The organism is Stenotrophomonas sp. X (genome assembly GCF_055721025.1).
This window is the reverse complement of the sequence record NZ_CM146756.1, coordinates 387,302-402,129: the sequence shown is the minus strand read 5'-3', so window position 1 is coordinate 402,129 and position 14,828 is coordinate 387,302. Positions and strand designations below refer to the sequence as shown.

The 14,828-nt window shown below is 66.7% G+C and carries 18 protein-coding genes; 8 read left to right on the top strand and 10 right to left on the bottom strand.

Annotated features, from left to right (window positions below):
• Positions 1-100: 100 nt before the first annotated feature.
• Positions 101-1,372: a mechanosensitive ion channel family protein gene (locus ACZ75I_RS01795; protein WP_472958601.1), complete on the bottom strand. Its 1,272-nt coding sequence runs from the start codon at positions 1,370-1,372 to the stop codon at positions 101-103.
• Positions 1,373-1,463: 91 nt separating this feature from the next.
• Complete coding sequence (gene folB / locus ACZ75I_RS01790; protein WP_088496626.1) at positions 1,464-1,817, bottom strand: dihydroneopterin aldolase; 354 nt, start codon at positions 1,815-1,817, stop codon at positions 1,464-1,466.
• A 359-nt stretch (positions 1,818-2,176) separates the two neighbouring features.
• Here folB and ACZ75I_RS01785 point away from each other — a divergent pair, with 359 nt between their 5' ends.
• Positions 2,177-2,842, top strand: coding sequence for a hypothetical protein (locus ACZ75I_RS01785; protein WP_472958600.1), 666 nt, complete (start codon positions 2,177-2,179; stop codon positions 2,840-2,842).
• 33 nt (positions 2,843-2,875) lie between these two features.
• On the opposite strand, the gene tsaD is transcribed toward ACZ75I_RS01785, so the two are convergent.
• A complete protein-coding gene (gene tsaD / locus ACZ75I_RS01780) occupies positions 2,876-3,901 on the bottom strand; it encodes a tRNA (adenosine(37)-N6)-threonylcarbamoyltransferase complex transferase subunit TsaD (RefSeq protein ID WP_049426946.1) in 1,026 nt (341 codons plus the stop codon).
• Between the two features lie 166 nt (positions 3,902-4,067).
• Here tsaD and rpsU point away from each other — a divergent pair, with 166 nt between their 5' ends.
• The 6 genes from rpsU to ACZ75I_RS01750 all read left to right on the top strand — a co-directional run bounded on the left by rpsU (position 4,068) and on the right by ACZ75I_RS01750 (position 9,215).
• Complete coding sequence (rpsU, locus tag ACZ75I_RS01775) at positions 4,068-4,283, top strand: 30S ribosomal protein S21 (protein WP_002808376.1); 216 nt, start codon at positions 4,068-4,070, stop codon at positions 4,281-4,283.
• 133 nt (positions 4,284-4,416) lie between these two features.
• Positions 4,417-4,860 (top strand): GatB/YqeY domain-containing protein, encoded by a 444-nt coding sequence (locus ACZ75I_RS01770; RefSeq protein ID WP_005415013.1) that lies wholly within the window; start codon positions 4,417-4,419, stop codon positions 4,858-4,860.
• Positions 4,861-4,965: 105 nt separating this feature from the next.
• Positions 4,966-5,886 carry a YihY/virulence factor BrkB family protein gene (locus ACZ75I_RS01765; RefSeq protein ID WP_134968964.1) on the top strand — a complete coding sequence of 307 codons (921 nt, stop codon included), beginning with the start codon at positions 4,966-4,968 and terminating at the stop codon, positions 5,884-5,886.
• Between the two features lie 61 nt (positions 5,887-5,947).
• Positions 5,948-7,687 carry a DNA primase gene (dnaG, locus tag ACZ75I_RS01760; protein WP_346476680.1) on the top strand — a complete coding sequence of 580 codons (1,740 nt, stop codon included), beginning with the start codon at positions 5,948-5,950 and terminating at the stop codon, positions 7,685-7,687.
• Positions 7,688-7,714: 27 nt separating this feature from the next.
• Entirely contained in the window at positions 7,715-8,215 is a 501-nt protein-coding gene (locus ACZ75I_RS01755; protein WP_134968966.1) for a protein tyrosine phosphatase family protein, read from the top strand.
• Between the two features lie 28 nt (positions 8,216-8,243).
• The gene (locus ACZ75I_RS01750) at positions 8,244-9,215 is read left to right on the top strand and encodes a bile acid:sodium symporter family protein (RefSeq protein WP_472958599.1); all 972 of its coding nucleotides are present in this window, start codon (positions 8,244-8,246) and stop codon (positions 9,213-9,215) included.
• Positions 9,216-9,360: 145 nt separating this feature from the next.
• On the opposite strand, the gene cyoE is transcribed toward ACZ75I_RS01750, so the two are convergent.
• The 4 genes from cyoE to ACZ75I_RS01730 all read right to left on the bottom strand — a co-directional run bounded on the left by cyoE (position 9,361) and on the right by ACZ75I_RS01730 (position 12,814).
• Complete coding sequence (gene cyoE, locus ACZ75I_RS01745) at positions 9,361-10,254, bottom strand: heme o synthase (RefSeq protein WP_061480359.1); 894 nt, start codon at positions 10,252-10,254, stop codon at positions 9,361-9,363.
• Positions 10,255-10,258: 4 nt separating this feature from the next.
• On the bottom strand, positions 10,259-11,422 hold the full coding sequence (locus ACZ75I_RS01740; protein WP_472958598.1) for a COX15/CtaA family protein: 1,164 nt from the start codon (positions 11,420-11,422) through the stop codon (positions 10,259-10,261).
• Positions 11,423-11,432: 10 nt separating this feature from the next.
• Positions 11,433-12,002 carry a hypothetical protein gene (locus ACZ75I_RS01735; RefSeq protein ID WP_069140018.1) on the bottom strand — a complete coding sequence of 190 codons (570 nt, stop codon included), beginning with the start codon at positions 12,000-12,002 and terminating at the stop codon, positions 11,433-11,435.
• Between the two features lie 95 nt (positions 12,003-12,097).
• Entirely contained in the window at positions 12,098-12,814 is a 717-nt protein-coding gene (locus tag ACZ75I_RS01730; protein ID WP_072169022.1) for an SURF1 family protein, read from the bottom strand.
• 57 nt (positions 12,815-12,871) lie between these two features.
• On the opposite strand from ACZ75I_RS01730, the gene ACZ75I_RS01725 reads away from it, so the two are divergent.
• Positions 12,872-13,090 (top strand): twin transmembrane helix small protein, encoded by a 219-nt coding sequence (locus ACZ75I_RS01725; protein WP_049416782.1) that lies wholly within the window; start codon positions 12,872-12,874, stop codon positions 13,088-13,090.
• A 20-nt stretch (positions 13,091-13,110) separates the two neighbouring features.
• Here the strand turns inward: ACZ75I_RS01725 and ACZ75I_RS01720 are convergent, their stop codons facing one another.
• The 3 genes from ACZ75I_RS01720 to ACZ75I_RS01710 are packed head-to-tail and all read right to left on the bottom strand — an operon-like array spanning position 13,111 to position 14,823.
• The gene (locus ACZ75I_RS01720; RefSeq protein ID WP_005407793.1) at positions 13,111-13,986 is read right to left on the bottom strand and encodes a cytochrome c oxidase subunit 3; all 876 of its coding nucleotides are present in this window, start codon (positions 13,984-13,986) and stop codon (positions 13,111-13,113) included.
• A 13-nt stretch (positions 13,987-13,999) separates the two neighbouring features.
• The gene (locus tag ACZ75I_RS01715) at positions 14,000-14,590 is read right to left on the bottom strand and encodes a cytochrome c oxidase assembly protein (RefSeq protein ID WP_180869236.1); all 591 of its coding nucleotides are present in this window, start codon (positions 14,588-14,590) and stop codon (positions 14,000-14,002) included.
• A complete protein-coding gene (locus tag ACZ75I_RS01710; protein WP_180869238.1) occupies positions 14,587-14,823 on the bottom strand; it encodes a hypothetical protein in 237 nt (78 codons plus the stop codon). The genes ACZ75I_RS01715 and ACZ75I_RS01710 overlap by 4 nt, the downstream gene beginning before the upstream one ends.
• Between the last annotated feature and the right edge of the window lie 5 nt (positions 14,824-14,828).

Genomic DNA, 14,828 nt, shown 5'->3' with positions numbered 1-14,828 from the left:
GCCCGGCATTCTAGCGATCCCGAGCCATTTGGCGAGAGGTTTCTTCGTTCAGTTTCAGCCAACAGCGGGGCCCGTATGGTCCCGCTGGGGGCACCGCAGCTTACTCCGAGCCGGCCAACTGGCGCTGCCCGGCCATCAACATGGCGTCGCTGGAGGCCTGGAACACCCGCAAGCCAAACGCCGGCAGAATCGCCAGCAGGTGGTCGAAGATGTCCGACTGCACGGCCTCGTACTCGCTCCAGGCGGTGCTGCGGGTGAAGCAGTACAGCTCCAGCGGCAGGCCTTCGGTGGTGGGCTGCAGCTGCCGCACCAGCAGGGTCATGTCGGTATGGATGCCCGGATGGCTGCGCAGGTAACGCTCCACATAGGCACGGAAGGTACCCAGGTTGGTCACCCGGCGGCTGTTGACCTCGGCCACGCCCTGCTCGCGCAGGCGCCCGTTCCACTGCCCCAGTTCCTGCTCCTTTTCACGCAGGTAGTCACGCAGCAGCGCGAATTCGCCGAGGAAGGCCAGGTCGCCGTGGTCGAGGAAACCGACGCTGTGCTGGTCCAGGTACAGCGCGCGCTTGATCCGGCGGCCACCGGCCTCCTGCATGCCGCGCCAGTTCTTGAACGACTCGGTCACCAGCTTCTTGGTCGGGATGGTGGTGATGGTCTTGTCGAAGTTCTGCACGGTGATGGTGTGCAGGGCGATGTCGATCACATCACCGTCAGCGTTCTGGCTGGGCATCTCGATCCAGTCACCGATGCGCACGCGACCATCGCCACTGATCTGTACGCTGGCCACCAGCGACAGGATGGTGTCCTGGAAGATCAGCATCAGCACTGCGGTGGCCGCGCCCAGGCCGGTCACCAGCGGGCCCAGCTTCACCCCAAGCAGGGTGGCGACGATGGACAGGCCGGCGGCCACGAACACCACGATCTTGACCACCTGCAGGTAGCCCTTGATCGGCTTGTTGCGCGCATCGGGCTTGCGCTCGTACAGGCTGTTGGCCGCGTCCAGCGCATGCGAGAACGCCATCGACACCGTCAGTACGGCCCACACGATGCACAGCTTGATGATGACGTTGACCAGGCTGGGCGGCAGGTCGGGGATGAGGGTGATGCCCGAGGCGATCACCTGGCTGGGCACCACGTTGGACAGGCGCGAAATCACCCGCATCAAGTGGCTGCCGCGGCCGGACTCGGCACCTGGCAGGCGCTGCAACAGGCGCCGCAGGCCACGCAGCAGGATGCGCTTGGTCACCCAATTGGCCAGGCCAGCGGCGATCAGCAGCGCCGAGATCATCAACGCCAGGTAGGCGCCGGGATAGGGTTCCAGTGTGTTCTGCAGCCGTTCCAGCCACTGTACCGCCACCACCGCGTCCACCATCAGTTGTCTCCTGTCTGTTTCGTTGTTGCCAAGGTTGCCGGCCAGCGGCCGGCACAACCGGGGTTTCCGGCCAGCGGCCGGATTTACCGGGTCATTCCCGCGTGCGTTCGATGATCACGCCCACCGCGCGCGCGCCGCGCACCGCGCCGGGCTTGCTCAGCTTCAGGCGCAGCCACTTCACGTCGAATTCGTCCAGCACGATCTGCGCGCAGCGCTCGGCCAGTGTCTCGACCAGGCCGAACTCCGACTCGCGCACGAACTGCTCCAGGCGCTTGCTCACCGCCTTGTAGTTCAGGGTGTGGGCGATGTCATCGGTGGCCGCGGGGCGACGGTTGTCGAAACCCATTTCCAGGTCGAACACCAGGTCCTGGCGGATCCGTCGTTCCCAATCGTAGATCCCGATCAGGGCGTCGATCGTCAGCCCTTCGATGAAAACCTTGTCCATTGCGGTTACCGGCACGAATACAGGCGGCCATGGTAACGGCACGGCGGTGAGCCTGCCCGGAACGGGCGGTGGGCGGCCGGCAGGGACGCGGCTCCAGAAAAGACAAAGGGCCCCACTAGCAGGGCCCTTTGGTACTACCGTTTGTCCCCGGGGGGAGCTGAAATCCAGCCGCGAGTCCCGGTGGCGCAGGCACGTAGAGTAGGCAAGGACCAGATCGTCGGTCAAGGCCAATTCCGACAGGGCAGGTCAGGTATTCGTCCGAGGCAAAACGCAGGAAATCAGCCGCGCGGACAACGACGTTCCCTGATGGTCGCCGCCGCCCACTCTCGCGAACATCGATCCCTCCTTCACCACCGCACATGACGATGGCTCCATACGATGTACTGCGGCGCGCGTTGTCAGCGGAGCGTCTGTCCACTTACGAGAGAATCGCATCGACCTGCGGCCCCGACGTCACAGCCGAATCCCTGTACCTGTGGAACATGCGGATGTGCAGTGCTCTGATGATGCCGGTCCATCTGTGCGAAGTGGTCACCCGCAACGCCGCTGCAGCGGTGCTCGCCAGGCAGCATGGTCCGCGTTGGCCTTGGAATGGTGCCTTCCGACGGAGGCTGCCAACCTCATCCAGTACTTCTCCGCGCACGGCACTGGAACAACTTGCCAGCCGCGTAACCGATACACCTGGGATCGTCGCCAACCTGCCGATGGTGTTCTGGCAGCAGCTCTTCACCTGTCGCTTCGACTCCACGCTTTGGATACCCGCGCTCAGCAGGGTTCTGCAGCATGCTCCCTCTGCTCATCCCAGTGCCGTCAGGAAAGCCATCCATGCGGATATCGGACGCATCCGCCACCTGCGCAACCGCATCGCCCACCACGAACCCATCCTGGATCGCGACATCGGCGCTGACCTCGCCGCGATCGGGCGGCTGATCCATGCGCGCTGCCCGCACACCCTGGGGTGGCTACAGCGCCATGAGCGGGCAACGACGGTATTGGCGGCCTCGCCGTTGGCTGGTCGTCCGTAAAGCGTCCGCCGGGCGTGGCCCGGCGCCACCGGCTCAGACCGCCGGCAGGGTCGCCATGTCCCAGCGCGGAGTCACATCCACCTTCGGCGGGCTGTGCTGGCCAGCCTGCAGCCGCAGCGCCCCAGCGAAGGCGATCATCGCGCCGTTGTCGGTGCACAGTGCAGGCCGCGGGAAGCAGGCGCGGCCGCCGAGGCGCTCGGCCATCTGCTGCAGGCGGGCGCGCAGGCGCTTGTTGGCACCTACACCGCCGGCTACCACGATCACGTTGGTCCCGGCCGCTTCCAGCGCGCGCTCGCACTTGATCGACAGGGTTTCGACCACCGCGTCCTCAAAGCCCCGGGCAATGTCGGCGCGGGTCTGCTCGCTCTGGTCGCTGTCGCGCCAGGCCATCAGGACCTGGGTCTTCAGGCCGGAGAAGCTGAAATCCAGCCCGGGGCGGTCGGTCATCGGACGCGCGAAGCGGTACGCGCCCGGCGTGCCCTGCTCGGCCAGCCTGGCCAGCTGCGGCCCACCGGGGTACGGCAGGCCCATCAGCTTGGCAGTCTTGTCGAAGGCCTCGCCGGCCGCATCGTCCAGGGTCTCGCCCAGCAGGCGGTACTGGCCGATCGCATCCACCGCCACCAGCTGGGTATGGCCACCGGACACCAGCAGCGCCACGAACGGCGCTTCCGGCGGGTCGTCTTCCATCAGCGGAGCCAGCAGGTGGCCTTCCATATGGTGTACGCCGACGGCCGGTACCTCCAGCGCCCAGGCCAGCGACCGGGCCACACCGGCGCCGACCAGCAGCGCGCCGACCAGGCCGGGACCGGCCGTGTAGGCCACCCCGTCGATGTCGCCTACACCCAGACCGGCTTCGGCCAGGGTCTGGCGCACCAGCGGCAGCAGCTTGCGGACGTGGTCGCGGCTGGCCAGCTCGGGCACCACGCCACCGTATTCGGCGTGCAGGGCGATCTGGCTGTAGACCGCATGGGCGCGCAGGGCCGCGCTGCCGGCCAGGTCGGTGTCATACACCGCCACGCCGGTCTCATCACAGGAAGATTCGATGCCAAGGACTCGCATGCCTGCTATTATGACGCCCCTGCCGTCCCCTCGGGGAACGTGCAGATCTCACTGCTATCGAACCGCCGGCCCGTATTCAGGGTTGGTCGCTTGCAGTTTGTCGATTCGCCGCTATAATGTGCGGCTCGCCGGGCGTGACCCGGTTCTACTGTGTCCCGGAGATTCCATGCCCAGCGTCAAAGTCCGCGAGAACGAGCCCTTCGAGTTTGCTCTTCGCCGCTTCAAGCGCACTTGCGAAAAGGCCGGTGTGCTGGCCGAAACCCGCAAGCGCGAGTTCTACGAAAAGCCGACCCAGGAGCGCAAGCGCAAGGCCGCCGCTGCTGTGAAGCGTCAGCTGCGCCGCTCGTCGCGCGACGTCACCAAGCGTCAGCGCCTGTACTGATCGGACGCATCTTCATTGCGGCGGGCCTGCCCGTCGCGATGGAGCCGAAGCCGGCACGCGCGAGCGTCGCCGGCTTTTTGCGTTTCCGGGTTCGGGCATCCGCCCCGCCCCACCTACCACCACGAGGTTCCTCATGAGCATGAAGCAGCAGCTCACCGAAGACATGAAGGCCGCCATGAAGGCGGGCGAGAAGCACAAGCTGGGCGTGATCCGCCTGATCAATGCCGCCATCAAGCAGCGCGAAGTGGACGAGCGCATCGAGCTGGATGACACCGCCGTGATCGCCGTGCTCGACAAGATGGTCAAGCAGCGCAAGGACTCGGTCAGCCAGTACGAAGCGGCCAACCGCGAAGACCTGGCCGAGATCGAGCGCGCCGAGATCGTGGTCATCGAAGCCTACCTGCCGGCCAAGATGGGCGAAGCCGAGATCGTGGCCGCCATCCAGGCCGCCATCGCCGAGACCGGCGCCTCCGGCCCGGCCGACATGGGCAAGCTGATGGGCGCACTGAAGCCCAAGCTCGCTGGCCAGGCCGACATGGGCCTGGTGTCCAAGCTGGTCAAGCAGCAGCTGGCGTAATCCGGCACACGGGGTCGGATCCCTTTCGCAACGCGAAAGGGCTCTGACCCCATTGATGCACCCGCTTCACCGCACCTTCGTTGGCCGCCTGCTACAACCACACCCATGGTTGAACCCGAGCCCAACGTTCCCGTGTCCCTGCACAAGTACCTCAAGCGCCTGCAGGACAGCTTTCCGATGGCGGTGGCCAAGCGCTTCATCGACGTCGACGTGCTGACCCAGGCCGCCTCCGTTTCTTTCTACGCCCTGCTGTCGATGGCACCGCTGCTGGTGCTGCTGCTGTGGTTGACCGCCTCGCTGTACCCACCGGCACAGCAGGCGCTGATCGGCCAGATCAGCTCGGTGGCTGGCAGCAGCGCGGCTACGGTGGCCGAAACCGTCCTGAAGAACGCCGACAACCAGCCCGACGTCGGCTCGTTGGCGGGGCTGTGGAGCACGCTGCTGCTGTTCGTCGGCGCCACCGCCGTGTTCGCGCAGCTGCAGAACGCGCTCAACCTGATCTTCCGCACCAGTGGCGAGCGCCTGGAGGGCATCAAGGCCTGGCTGCGCAAGCGTGTGTTCTCGTTCGGCGTGGTGCTGGCCCTGGGCTTCCTGCTGATCCTGTCGATGACCGCCACCACGGTGCTGCAGGTGGCCTTCGCGCAACTGCCCTCGATCCTCCCCGCGCTGGGGTACGTCACGAGCCTGCTGCTGTATGCAGTCGGCTTCGCCTTCATGTACCACTACCTGCCCGACCGTCGCGTGGCGTGGCGCCAGGCCTTCATCGGCGGCGTCATCACCTCGGCACTGTTCGCACTGGGCCGCTACGGCATCGGCGTCTACATCGCCACCGTGGCCCCCGGCAGTGCCTACGGCTCGATGGGCGCGCTGGTGATCTCGCTGGTCTGGATCTATTACGCGACTGTGGTCTTCTTTGTTGGCGCGCTGATGACGGCGGTGATCGATGAGCGCCTGCGCGCGCGTCATCACCTGGCCGCCGCCGGCATTGATCCGGCAACCGCCAGCCAGGTGCCCGACAGGGGGTAAACTAGGCCGACCGCCCCCGGTTCCGTCGCGTGGTCCTGCACCGCGCCCTGCCCTGTTGCCCATGGCCCGTATCCCCGACGCTTTCATCGACGACCTGCTGGCCCGCACCGACATCGTCGAGGTGGTGGGCAGCCGCGTGCCGTTGAAGCGCCAGGGCAAGGAATACGCCGCACGCTGCCCGTTCCATGACGAGCGCTCGGCCTCGTTCACGGTCTCGCCGACCAAGCAGTTCTATCACTGCTTCGGCTGCGGCGCGCATGGCACCGCGATCAGCTTCCTGATGAACTACGACCGCCTCGAGTTCCTCGACGCGGTGGATGAACTGGCCAAGCGCGCGGGCATGGACGTGCCGCGCAACGAGAATCCGCGCAGCCCGCAGCAGCAGGACGACAGCCGCGAGCTGTATTCGGCACTGGATGCCGCCGCCCGGTTCTTCCAGAAGAACCTGGAAAGCAGCGACAAGGCACGCAGTTACCTCGATGGCCGTGGCGTGGACGAAGAGAACCGCGCGCGCTTCCAGATCGGCTACGCGCCGGACGGCTACAGCGGCCTGCGCGACGCGCTCGGCAAGGACGAGCGCCGCATGAAGCTGCTCGACCGCGCCGGCCTTTTCTCGAAGAACGACCGCGGCCACGTCTACGACAAGTTCCGCGACCGGGTGATGTTCCCGATCTTCGACCGCCGTGGCCGGGTGATCGCCTTCGGTGGCCGCGTGTTCGAGAAGGACGACGGCCCCAAGTACCTCAACTCGCCCGAAACCGCGCTGTTCCACAAGGGCCGCGAACTGTACGGCCTGTGGCAGGTGCGCCAGGCCAACCAGAAGATCGAGCGGTTGATCGTGGTCGAGGGCTACATGGACGTGGTTTCGCTGTTCCAGTTCGGCGTCACCCAGGCGGTGGCCACGCTGGGTACGGCGACCACGCCGGACCACGCCGAGCTGTTGTTCCGCAACGCACCGGACGTGTTCTTCTGCTTCGACGGCGACGCCGCCGGCCGCCGCGCCGGCTGGAAGGCCCTGGAGTCGGTGCTGCCGCGCATGAAGGATGGCCGCCAGGCCTTCTTCCTGTTCCTGCCCGATGGCGAGGACCCGGACACCATCGTGCGCAAGGAAGGCGCCGAGGCCTTCAACGAGCGCTTGAAGCAGGCCACGCCGCTGTCGCAGTTCTTCTTCGATGAACTGACCCGCGAGATCAACCTGGGCACGCTGGACGGCAAGGCGCGCCTGGCCGAACGCGCAAAGCCGATGCTGGCGCAGATTCCCGACGGTGCCTTCGGCGACCTGATGAAGCAGCAGCTGGCGCAGCTGACCGGCCTCGGTGGCACTGCCCAGGCCACGCGCGCGCCGATGCCGCAACGCCAGCCACAGCGGACGATCCAGCCGGTGGCCAAGCGCAGCCTGGTGCGCGGCGCGATCGCCGTGCTGCTGCAGCAGCCGTCGCTGGCGCTGACCCTGGGCGGCAAGCATCACTTCCAGGGCCTGCGACTGCCGGGCGTGGAGCTGCTGCTGGAACTGCTGGGGCTGGTCGAACAGCGCCCGGACATCAGCACCGGCGCCCTGCTGGAACACTTCGACGGCCGCGAGGAACAGGCGTCGCTGCATACGCTGGCCGCTCAGACGCTGCCCGGCACCGAGGCCAGCTGGACCCAGGAACTGCACGATGCCGTGGCGCAGCTGGAGAAACAGCTGCTGGTGCAACGTCTGGAGGAGTTGTTGGCAAAGCAGCGCCAGCAGGGCCTGGACGATACTGACAAATACGAACTGCGCGAGCTGCTGAAGGCCCGCGCCGGACTGCGCCTGTAGCGGCAGGACGTTTTCACGGAGAAGACCATGCTGCTGCGCCTGCCCTGCCTGCTGTTGTTGTCGCTCTGCCTGCCACTGGCGGCCCTGGCCGCAGATGGCCCGCTCAATGAAGTCCGCCCGGGCCTGTATGCCGGCGGCCAGCCCTCCGCCGCACAACTGCGCGAACTTGCCGCGCAGGGCGTGCGCACCGTGATCGACCTGCGCCAGCCCGGCGAGGACCGGGGTTTCGACGAAACGCGCGTTGCCGAATCATTGGGCCTGCGCTACGTGCGCATTCCGGTGGCCGGTGCCGAGGGGCTCGATGCCGCCAACGTGCACGCCGTGCACCAGGCCCTGCGGCAGAGCCAGGGGCCGGTGCTGCTGCACTGTGCGTCCGGCAACCGCGCTGGCGCCGTGCTCGGCCTGGTCAACGCACGCTACGAACATGCCAGCCCCGAACAGGCCCTTCAGCTGGGCCAGCGTGCTGGCCTGACCTCGCTGGAAGCCGCCACCCGCCAACGCCTGGCCACGCCGGTCATCTCGCCCTGAACTCTCCGCACCAAGGACTCTGCCCACCATGACCCGCTGGTGGTCGCGCCTGCGACCGGACAACTTCACCCTCGCCCTGCTGTGCACGGTTGGCCTGGCCTCGCTGCTGCCAATGAAGGGCGCCGCCGCCATCGTCCTTGATGACGTCACCACCGTCGCCATCGCCGCGCTGTTCTTCCTGCACGGCGCGCGCCTGCCGCGCGAGTCGATCATTGGCGGCATGCTGCACTGGCGGCTGCACCTGACCATCCTCGCCTGCACCTTCCTCCTGTTCCCGCTGCTGGGGCTGATGTTCAAGCCGCTATCGGGCTGGCTGCTGACCCCGGAGCTGTACCTGGGCGTGCTGTTCCTGTGCACCCTGCCCTCCACCGTGCAGTCGTCCATCGCGTTCACCTCGATGGCGCATGGCAACGTGCCCGCAGCGGTGTGCAGTGCTTCGTTGTCGAGCATCCTCGGCGTATTCCTGACTCCACTGCTGCTGACCGCGCTGGTGGGCACCTCCGGTGGCGTGCACGACCCGCTGCATGCGATCGGCGGCATCATGCTGCAGCTGCTGGTGCCGTTCGTGGCCGGCCACCTGCTGCGGCCGTGGATTGCCGGTTGGGTGGAAAAGCAGCGCGCGCTGCTGCGTTACACCGACCAGGGCACGATCCTGCTGGTGGTGTATTCGGCGTTCGGTGAAGCGGTGACTGAAGGCCTGTGGAGCAAGACGCCGCTGCTCTCGCTGCTGGCCGTGGCGGTCGTGGCCGCCGTGCTGCTCGGCATCGCCATGCCGCTGATCACCTTCATCGCCCGCCGCTTGCGCTTCAACCGCGAGGACGAGATCGCCATCGTGTTCTGCGGCTCGAAGAAGAGCCTGGCCACGGGCGTGCCGATCGCCAAGGTGCTGTTCGCCGGCGGCAGCCTCGGCGCCATCGTGCTGCCGGTGATGATCTACCACCAGATCCAGCTGATCGTCTGCGGCGTGATCGCGCAGCGGTATGCGAAGCGCGCGCCCTGACCCGACCTGGAGACATCCACGCATGGCGTGGATCTGCTTGAACACTCCACGCATGGCGTGGATCTGTTGTAGAGCCGAGCCCACGCTCGGCTGCTCTTCCAATCCCCCTTCAGCCGAGCATGGGCTCGGCTCTACCGGTGGCGCTTCACAACCAGGGCAGGATCCAGTGGTCGACCAGCAGGAAGGCGAACAGCGCCATCAGGTAGACGATGGAGTAGTAGAACATCTTCATCGAGAACAGCTCGTCCGGCGGGTTCAGCATGCGCCAGGCATACCAGAGGAACACCGCGTTGAGCACGATCGCGCCGCCCAGGTAGAACGCACCACTCATGCCCACCAGGTACGGCAGCAGGCAGACCAGCGCCAGCACCACCGAATACACCATGATCTGCTTGCGGGTGTGCACCACGCCGTGGGTCACTGGCAGCATCGGGATCTCGGCCTTGGCATAGTCCTCGCGGCGGAAGATCGCCAGCGCCCAGAAGTGCGGCGGCGTCCAGATGAAGATGATCAGCACCAGCAGCGACGAGTACGCCCAGTCCGACGAGCCCTGCATGCCGGTGACCGCAGCCCAGCCCAGCATCGGCGGCATCGCGCCGGCCAGGCCACCGATGACGATGTTCTGCGAGGTCGCGCGCTTCAGGTACACGGTGTAGATCACCGCGTAGCCGATCAGCGAGGCGAAGGTCAGCACTGCAGTGATCAGGTTCACCCACAGCACCAGGATGGTCATCGACAGCACGATCAGCACGCCGGCGAACACCAGCACCTGCCATGGCTTGACCTTGCCGACCACCAGCGGGCGCCACGACGTGCGTGCCATCTGCGCATCGATGTGCGCATCCAGCAACTGGTTGATCGCGGCGGCCGCCGAAGCGGCCAGCCAGATGCCGAGGAAGCCGAGCAGGCCGGCGCGCACCTGCTCCCAGCTGGGCACGCCCGGAATAGCCAGGACCATGCCGACCAGGGCAGTGAAGACAATGAGGGCGACGACCTTGGGCTTGGTCAGGTCCCAGTACTGGCGGTAGTTGGAAAACATGGAATCAGTCCGGGGCGCGCAGGCGGGCCAGCAGGCTGACCAGCACGAACAACAGGGCAACGGCCACGCCGTTGTGGGCCACGGCCACTTCCAGTGGCAGCGCCAGCTTCACATTGAGGATGCCGAGGGTGACCTGCAGCACCAGCAGCGCGATCAGCGCGCTGGCCCAGCCGCGCATGCTCGGCAACCGGAACAGGCGCACGCCCAGCCACAGCAGGTAGATGGCCACCACCACCGCGAACAGGCGGTGCGCCATCTGGATGGCGATACGGGAAGCACCATCCAGCACGCCACCTTCGTAGTCCACGCCGATGCCACGCCACAGGGTGAAGCCTTCGACGAAGTTGTGCTGCGGCCACCACTGGTTGGCACAGCGCGGGAAGTTGTCCAGCGATGCACTGCCGCCGCCGCAGGCCAGCGCCGCGTAGTTGGCACTGACCCAGCCACCGAGTGCGATCTGGGTGACCAGCACCGCCAGGCCGATGCGCAGCAGCCACTTCAGCTTCGGTGCCTCGGCCAGGGTGATCGGCATGTACGTCGCACGCCAGGCCATCCAGGCCAGCAGGGCGAACATCAGCATGCCGCCCAGCAGGTGGCCCATCACCACGATGGGTTTGAGCAGCAGGGTCACCGTCCACATGCCCAGCAGGGCCTGGAAGATCACCACCGCCAGGGTCAGCAGTGCAGCGCGTGCCAGATCGATGTTGCTCCAGCGCAGCGCGGCGATCAGCAGGATCGCCTCGCCGATCAGAGCCAATGCACTGGCGGTGCCATGCCAGCCCATCATGTACAGCGGTATGCCAGCGGCCACCAGCACGCAGGCGGTCACCACTGCCGTGGTTCCAAAGCGGCGCTTGCGCGCGGCCAGCAGGGCCAGGGTCAGGATCTCGATGCCCAGTGCGCCGGCCAGGAAGCGGTGCACCTGCTCACGCCAGGCCTTGTGGGTCTCCAGCGGGCGGATCTCCGCCGCCGGGTGGCCGATGGTCTCTTCCACGTGCTGCGGCCAGGTGGCCTGGCCATAGCAGGTCGGCCAGTCCGGGCAGCTCAGGCCGGCATCGGACAGGCGTACGAACGCGCCGAACATGATCGTGCTCGCGGTCATGATCATGGCGAACCACGCCAGGCGGTGGAAATTGCGGTGCAGCGCCGGACGCGCGGAAAGGCTCATCAAACGGGACTCACTTCAGTTTCAGCAACGTGGCCATGTCCTTGCGCAGGCCACCCAGGTCACTGCCGGGGGCATGGCGCATGATCACGAAGCCGTTCGGATCGATCACGTAGACCGGCAGTCCCGCCGGATCATCGACGCCCGGCAACGCCGCGCGCAGGGCTGGCGACGGAGCCAGCGGCCGCAGCGCGGGCAGCGAGGCGATCGACGCCGGTGGCGTACCCAGCCACAGGATCTCGACATTATCGGCGTTATGGCCGAACAGCTGCCACACCTTGCCCAGCCCCTGCGACAAAGTGACGCACTGCGCGTCGCAGGCACCGGCCGGCGCCACCAGCAGGCGCCAGGTGCGGGCCTCGGGGTTCCAAGGATAGGGCTGGCCGCTGGCCAGGGTCGGCGCCTGCTGGCGCAGATCGACCGGCGGCTTCAGCAGCTGTCCCGCATTGCGGTGGCCGGTGGGCTGCCAGCCGGAGAAGCGCAATACCGCGGCCAGCGCCATCGCCCCGAAGAACACGGCAAACAGCAGCACCAGGGTCCGGCGGCCGGAGCCGCGCGCCTGCGGGGACGTAGCAGTGTTCATGCGGGGCATTTTCTCATGGTTGGGTAAACGATGCCGGTAGTGCCGGCCGCTGGCCGGCATCCGGGAATCCGGGGATTGCCGGCCAGCGGCCGGCACTACCGGGCGATGGGCCGTCTCCTGCGCCGCTCCAGCACCAGCGCCACCACCAGCACGGTCAGGGCCAGGCCGAACCACTGCACGGCGTAGCCCAGGTGTCGCTGAGGCGGCAGCGTGTTCGGCAGCAGGTCCAGATCGCGCTCGTCGCCGAAGGGCAGCGCCGGGTCCAGTCGCAGGACCCGCTCGGGCAGCGTTGGCAGGCCCAGCGCTGCGGCGAGGCCCTCGGCCGGCAAGCGGCTGGCCAGCCAGCGCCCGGCCTCACCGGTGGCGGAGAACGCCGGGCCCAGTACCAGCCCCGCCGAAGGCGGTGGCGCCAGCAACCCGCGCACCGCCACCGGCGAAGGCGGCGCCGGTATGTCCGGCAGCGTGCGATCCGGCGGCAGCGCGCGCCAGCCAAGATCGACCAGCAGCACGCTGCCTTCGTCACTGCGGAACGGGCGATAGATCTTTACGCCGGCACGGCCATGCCGGGTCTGGTTGTCCAGCAGCACCACGCCAGGCAGGAAGCGACCGTGATCGGCCACACCGTGCAACGCGCCGGGGGCTGCCAGGGCCTGTGCCAGCGGCAGCGCCTGAGCCACCGCTGGCCCCTGCGCATCCAACATTGACTGTTTGGCATGCATGCGCTGCAGCTGCCACAGCCCCAATGCAGTGAAACCGGCCATCGCCAGCACGGCCAGCAACCATCCGATCACGCGTGTGTGCTGGCGCATCATGACAAGTCCGCGCAAACGCGGTCAGATAGGCGCACCCACCCTGCCCTCGAGCCGCGCATGAGTGATTCGCTGAAGACCCTGCTGGTAATCGCGTTTCTGATCGTCATCGTCTGGAACCTGGGCGCCGGCCTGTATTACCTGCTGGTCGACCGCGGCCAGACCAAGCGCACGGTCAACGCACTGACACGTCGCATCGCGGTGTCGGTGGCGTTGATCGTACTGGTGATCGTGAGCATCTACATGGGCTGGATCAAGCCGCACGGCGTCGGCGGCTGAGGCCACCGATGCGTGCGTGGTCAAAGCACGTAGACGAACAGGAACAGCATCAGCCACACCACGTCGACGAAGTGCCAGTACCACGCGGCCGCTTCGAAACCGAAATGGTTGTCGCGGGTGAAGTGTCCCTTGGCCGAACGCAGCCACATCACGATCAGCATGATCGTGCCCAGCAGCACGTGCGCGCCGTGGAAGCCGGTCAGCATGAAGAATGTCGAACCGTAGATACCCGAACCGAGCGTCAGGTTCAGCTCCTTGTAGGCGTGGATGTACTCCTCCGCCTGCAGGGTCAGGAAACCGAGGCCGAGCACCACGGTCAGGCCCAGCCAGATCAGCAGCTGGCGGCGGTTGCCGGCCTTCAGCGCGTGATGGGCGATGGTCAGGGTCACGCCGGAGGTGAGCAGGATCAGCGTATTGATCAGCGGCAGGCCCCAGGCCGGGATGGTCTGGAAGGCACCACCGATCGCCGCCGGGCCATTGGTCGGCCATCCGGCGGAGTAGCCCTGCCAGAGCAGCTCGTTGGTCATCACTCCGCGGCCTTCGCCGCTCAGCCACGACAGGCCCAGGTTGCGGGTGTAGAACAGCGCGCCGAAGAACGCACCGAAGAACATCACCTCGGAGAAGATGAACCAGATCATCCCCATCCGGAACGAGCCATCGACCTGGTGGTTGTAGTTGCCGGCCTGCGATTCGCGCACCACGTCGCTGAACCACCAGAACAGGGTCAGCACCAGCATCGCAATGCCGATGTAGAACGTCCAGCGCCCCCAGCTGGCATCGTTGAGCCAGCTGGCCACGCCCACCATGGTCACCATCATCGCGATGGAGCCCACGAAGGGCCATTTGCTCTGGGCCGGGACGAAGTACACGTTGGCGTCGGTCGGTGTCTGGGCCATGTCGGTATCCGGGTCAGGGTGCGGCGTGCGCGCCTTCGGACGTGGCCGCAGGGGCCAACCGGTCCGAGAGTGCGTCGTTGCGGTAGAAGGTGTAGGACAAGGTGATCGTCTTGATTTCCGGCGGCAGGTCCGGATCGACGATGAAGCGCACCGGCATGTCGCGCTTCTCGCCGGCCTGCAGCGTCTGCGCGGTGAAACAGAAGCACTCGGTCTTGCTGAAGAAGCCCGACGCGCGGGCCGGCGCCACCGAAGGCACCGCGCTGCCAACGACTGCCTGCTGGCTGTCGTTGCGGGCGAAGTACAGCGCCTCGTTGAGCTCGCCGGGCACCACGTCCATGGTCAGCTGCTCGGGATGGAACGACCACGGCAGGCGCGAATTGACGCCGCCATCGAACTCCACCCGCACGGTGCGCTTGCCAGCTGCAGCACCCGTACTGGCTTCACCACCCGGGCCGCGTTCCAGGCGCACGCCGAATACCTTTTCGCAGGCAATGCGGTACAGCGGCACCAGCGAGAAGGTCAGCAGGAACACCGCCACTGCCACTCCGATCAGGCGCGGCAGCCCGGCACTGGGTGACGGCGTGCTGGCCGGTGCCTCGCTCATCGGCCGATCACCCCGCTGAGGATGAAGCCGACGTAGACCAGCACCGCGATGGCGCCGACCCACATCGCCGTGCGCCGGGCACGCTGGCGCTGCTGTTCGATGCTTCCGCCCTGGTAGAGCCGACCGCTGGTCGGCTGCTCTTCGTAGTTGTAGAGCCGAGCCATGCTCGGCTGCTTTTCGTCAGCCGAGGATGGCTCGGCTCTACAGGCCTGCAGTGGGCTTTCGTTATGCATGCCTC

Excerpts from the sequence above, each read along its gene's own strand:
- ACZ75I_RS01795 (WP_472958601.1), bottom strand. The coding sequence starts at position 1,372 with ATGGTGGACGCGGTGGTGGCGGTACAGTGGCTGGAACGGCTGCAGAAC.
- folB (WP_088496626.1), bottom strand. The coding sequence starts at position 1,817 with ATGGACAAGGTTTTCATCGAAGGGCTGACGATCGACGCCCTGATCGGG.
- ACZ75I_RS01785 (WP_472958600.1), top strand. The coding sequence starts at position 2,177 with ATGACGATGGCTCCATACGATGTACTGCGGCGCGCGTTGTCAGCGGAG.
- tsaD (WP_049426946.1), bottom strand. The coding sequence starts at position 3,901 with ATGCGAGTCCTTGGCATCGAATCTTCCTGTGATGAGACCGGCGTGGCG.
- rpsU (WP_002808376.1), top strand. The coding sequence starts at position 4,068 with ATGCCCAGCGTCAAAGTCCGCGAGAACGAGCCCTTCGAGTTTGCTCTT.
- ACZ75I_RS01770 (WP_005415013.1), top strand. The coding sequence starts at position 4,417 with ATGAGCATGAAGCAGCAGCTCACCGAAGACATGAAGGCCGCCATGAAG.
- ACZ75I_RS01765 (WP_134968964.1), top strand. The coding sequence starts at position 4,966 with ATGGTTGAACCCGAGCCCAACGTTCCCGTGTCCCTGCACAAGTACCTC.
- dnaG (WP_346476680.1), top strand. The coding sequence starts at position 5,948 with ATGGCCCGTATCCCCGACGCTTTCATCGACGACCTGCTGGCCCGCACC.
- ACZ75I_RS01755 (WP_134968966.1), top strand. The coding sequence starts at position 7,715 with ATGCTGCTGCGCCTGCCCTGCCTGCTGTTGTTGTCGCTCTGCCTGCCA.
- ACZ75I_RS01750 (WP_472958599.1), top strand. The coding sequence starts at position 8,244 with ATGACCCGCTGGTGGTCGCGCCTGCGACCGGACAACTTCACCCTCGCC.
- cyoE (WP_061480359.1), bottom strand. The coding sequence starts at position 10,254 with ATGTTTTCCAACTACCGCCAGTACTGGGACCTGACCAAGCCCAAGGTC.
- ACZ75I_RS01740 (WP_472958598.1), bottom strand. The coding sequence starts at position 11,422 with ATGAGCCTTTCCGCGCGTCCGGCGCTGCACCGCAATTTCCACCGCCTG.
- ACZ75I_RS01735 (WP_069140018.1), bottom strand. The coding sequence starts at position 12,002 with ATGAACACTGCTACGTCCCCGCAGGCGCGCGGCTCCGGCCGCCGGACC.
- ACZ75I_RS01730 (WP_072169022.1), bottom strand. The coding sequence starts at position 12,814 with ATGATGCGCCAGCACACACGCGTGATCGGATGGTTGCTGGCCGTGCTG.
- ACZ75I_RS01725 (WP_049416782.1), top strand. The coding sequence starts at position 12,872 with ATGAGTGATTCGCTGAAGACCCTGCTGGTAATCGCGTTTCTGATCGTC.
- ACZ75I_RS01720 (WP_005407793.1), bottom strand. The coding sequence starts at position 13,986 with ATGGCCCAGACACCGACCGACGCCAACGTGTACTTCGTCCCGGCCCAG.
- ACZ75I_RS01715 (WP_180869236.1), bottom strand. The coding sequence starts at position 14,590 with ATGAGCGAGGCACCGGCCAGCACGCCGTCACCCAGTGCCGGGCTGCCG.
- ACZ75I_RS01710 (WP_180869238.1), bottom strand. The coding sequence starts at position 14,823 with ATGCATAACGAAAGCCCACTGCAGGCCTGTAGAGCCGAGCCATCCTCG.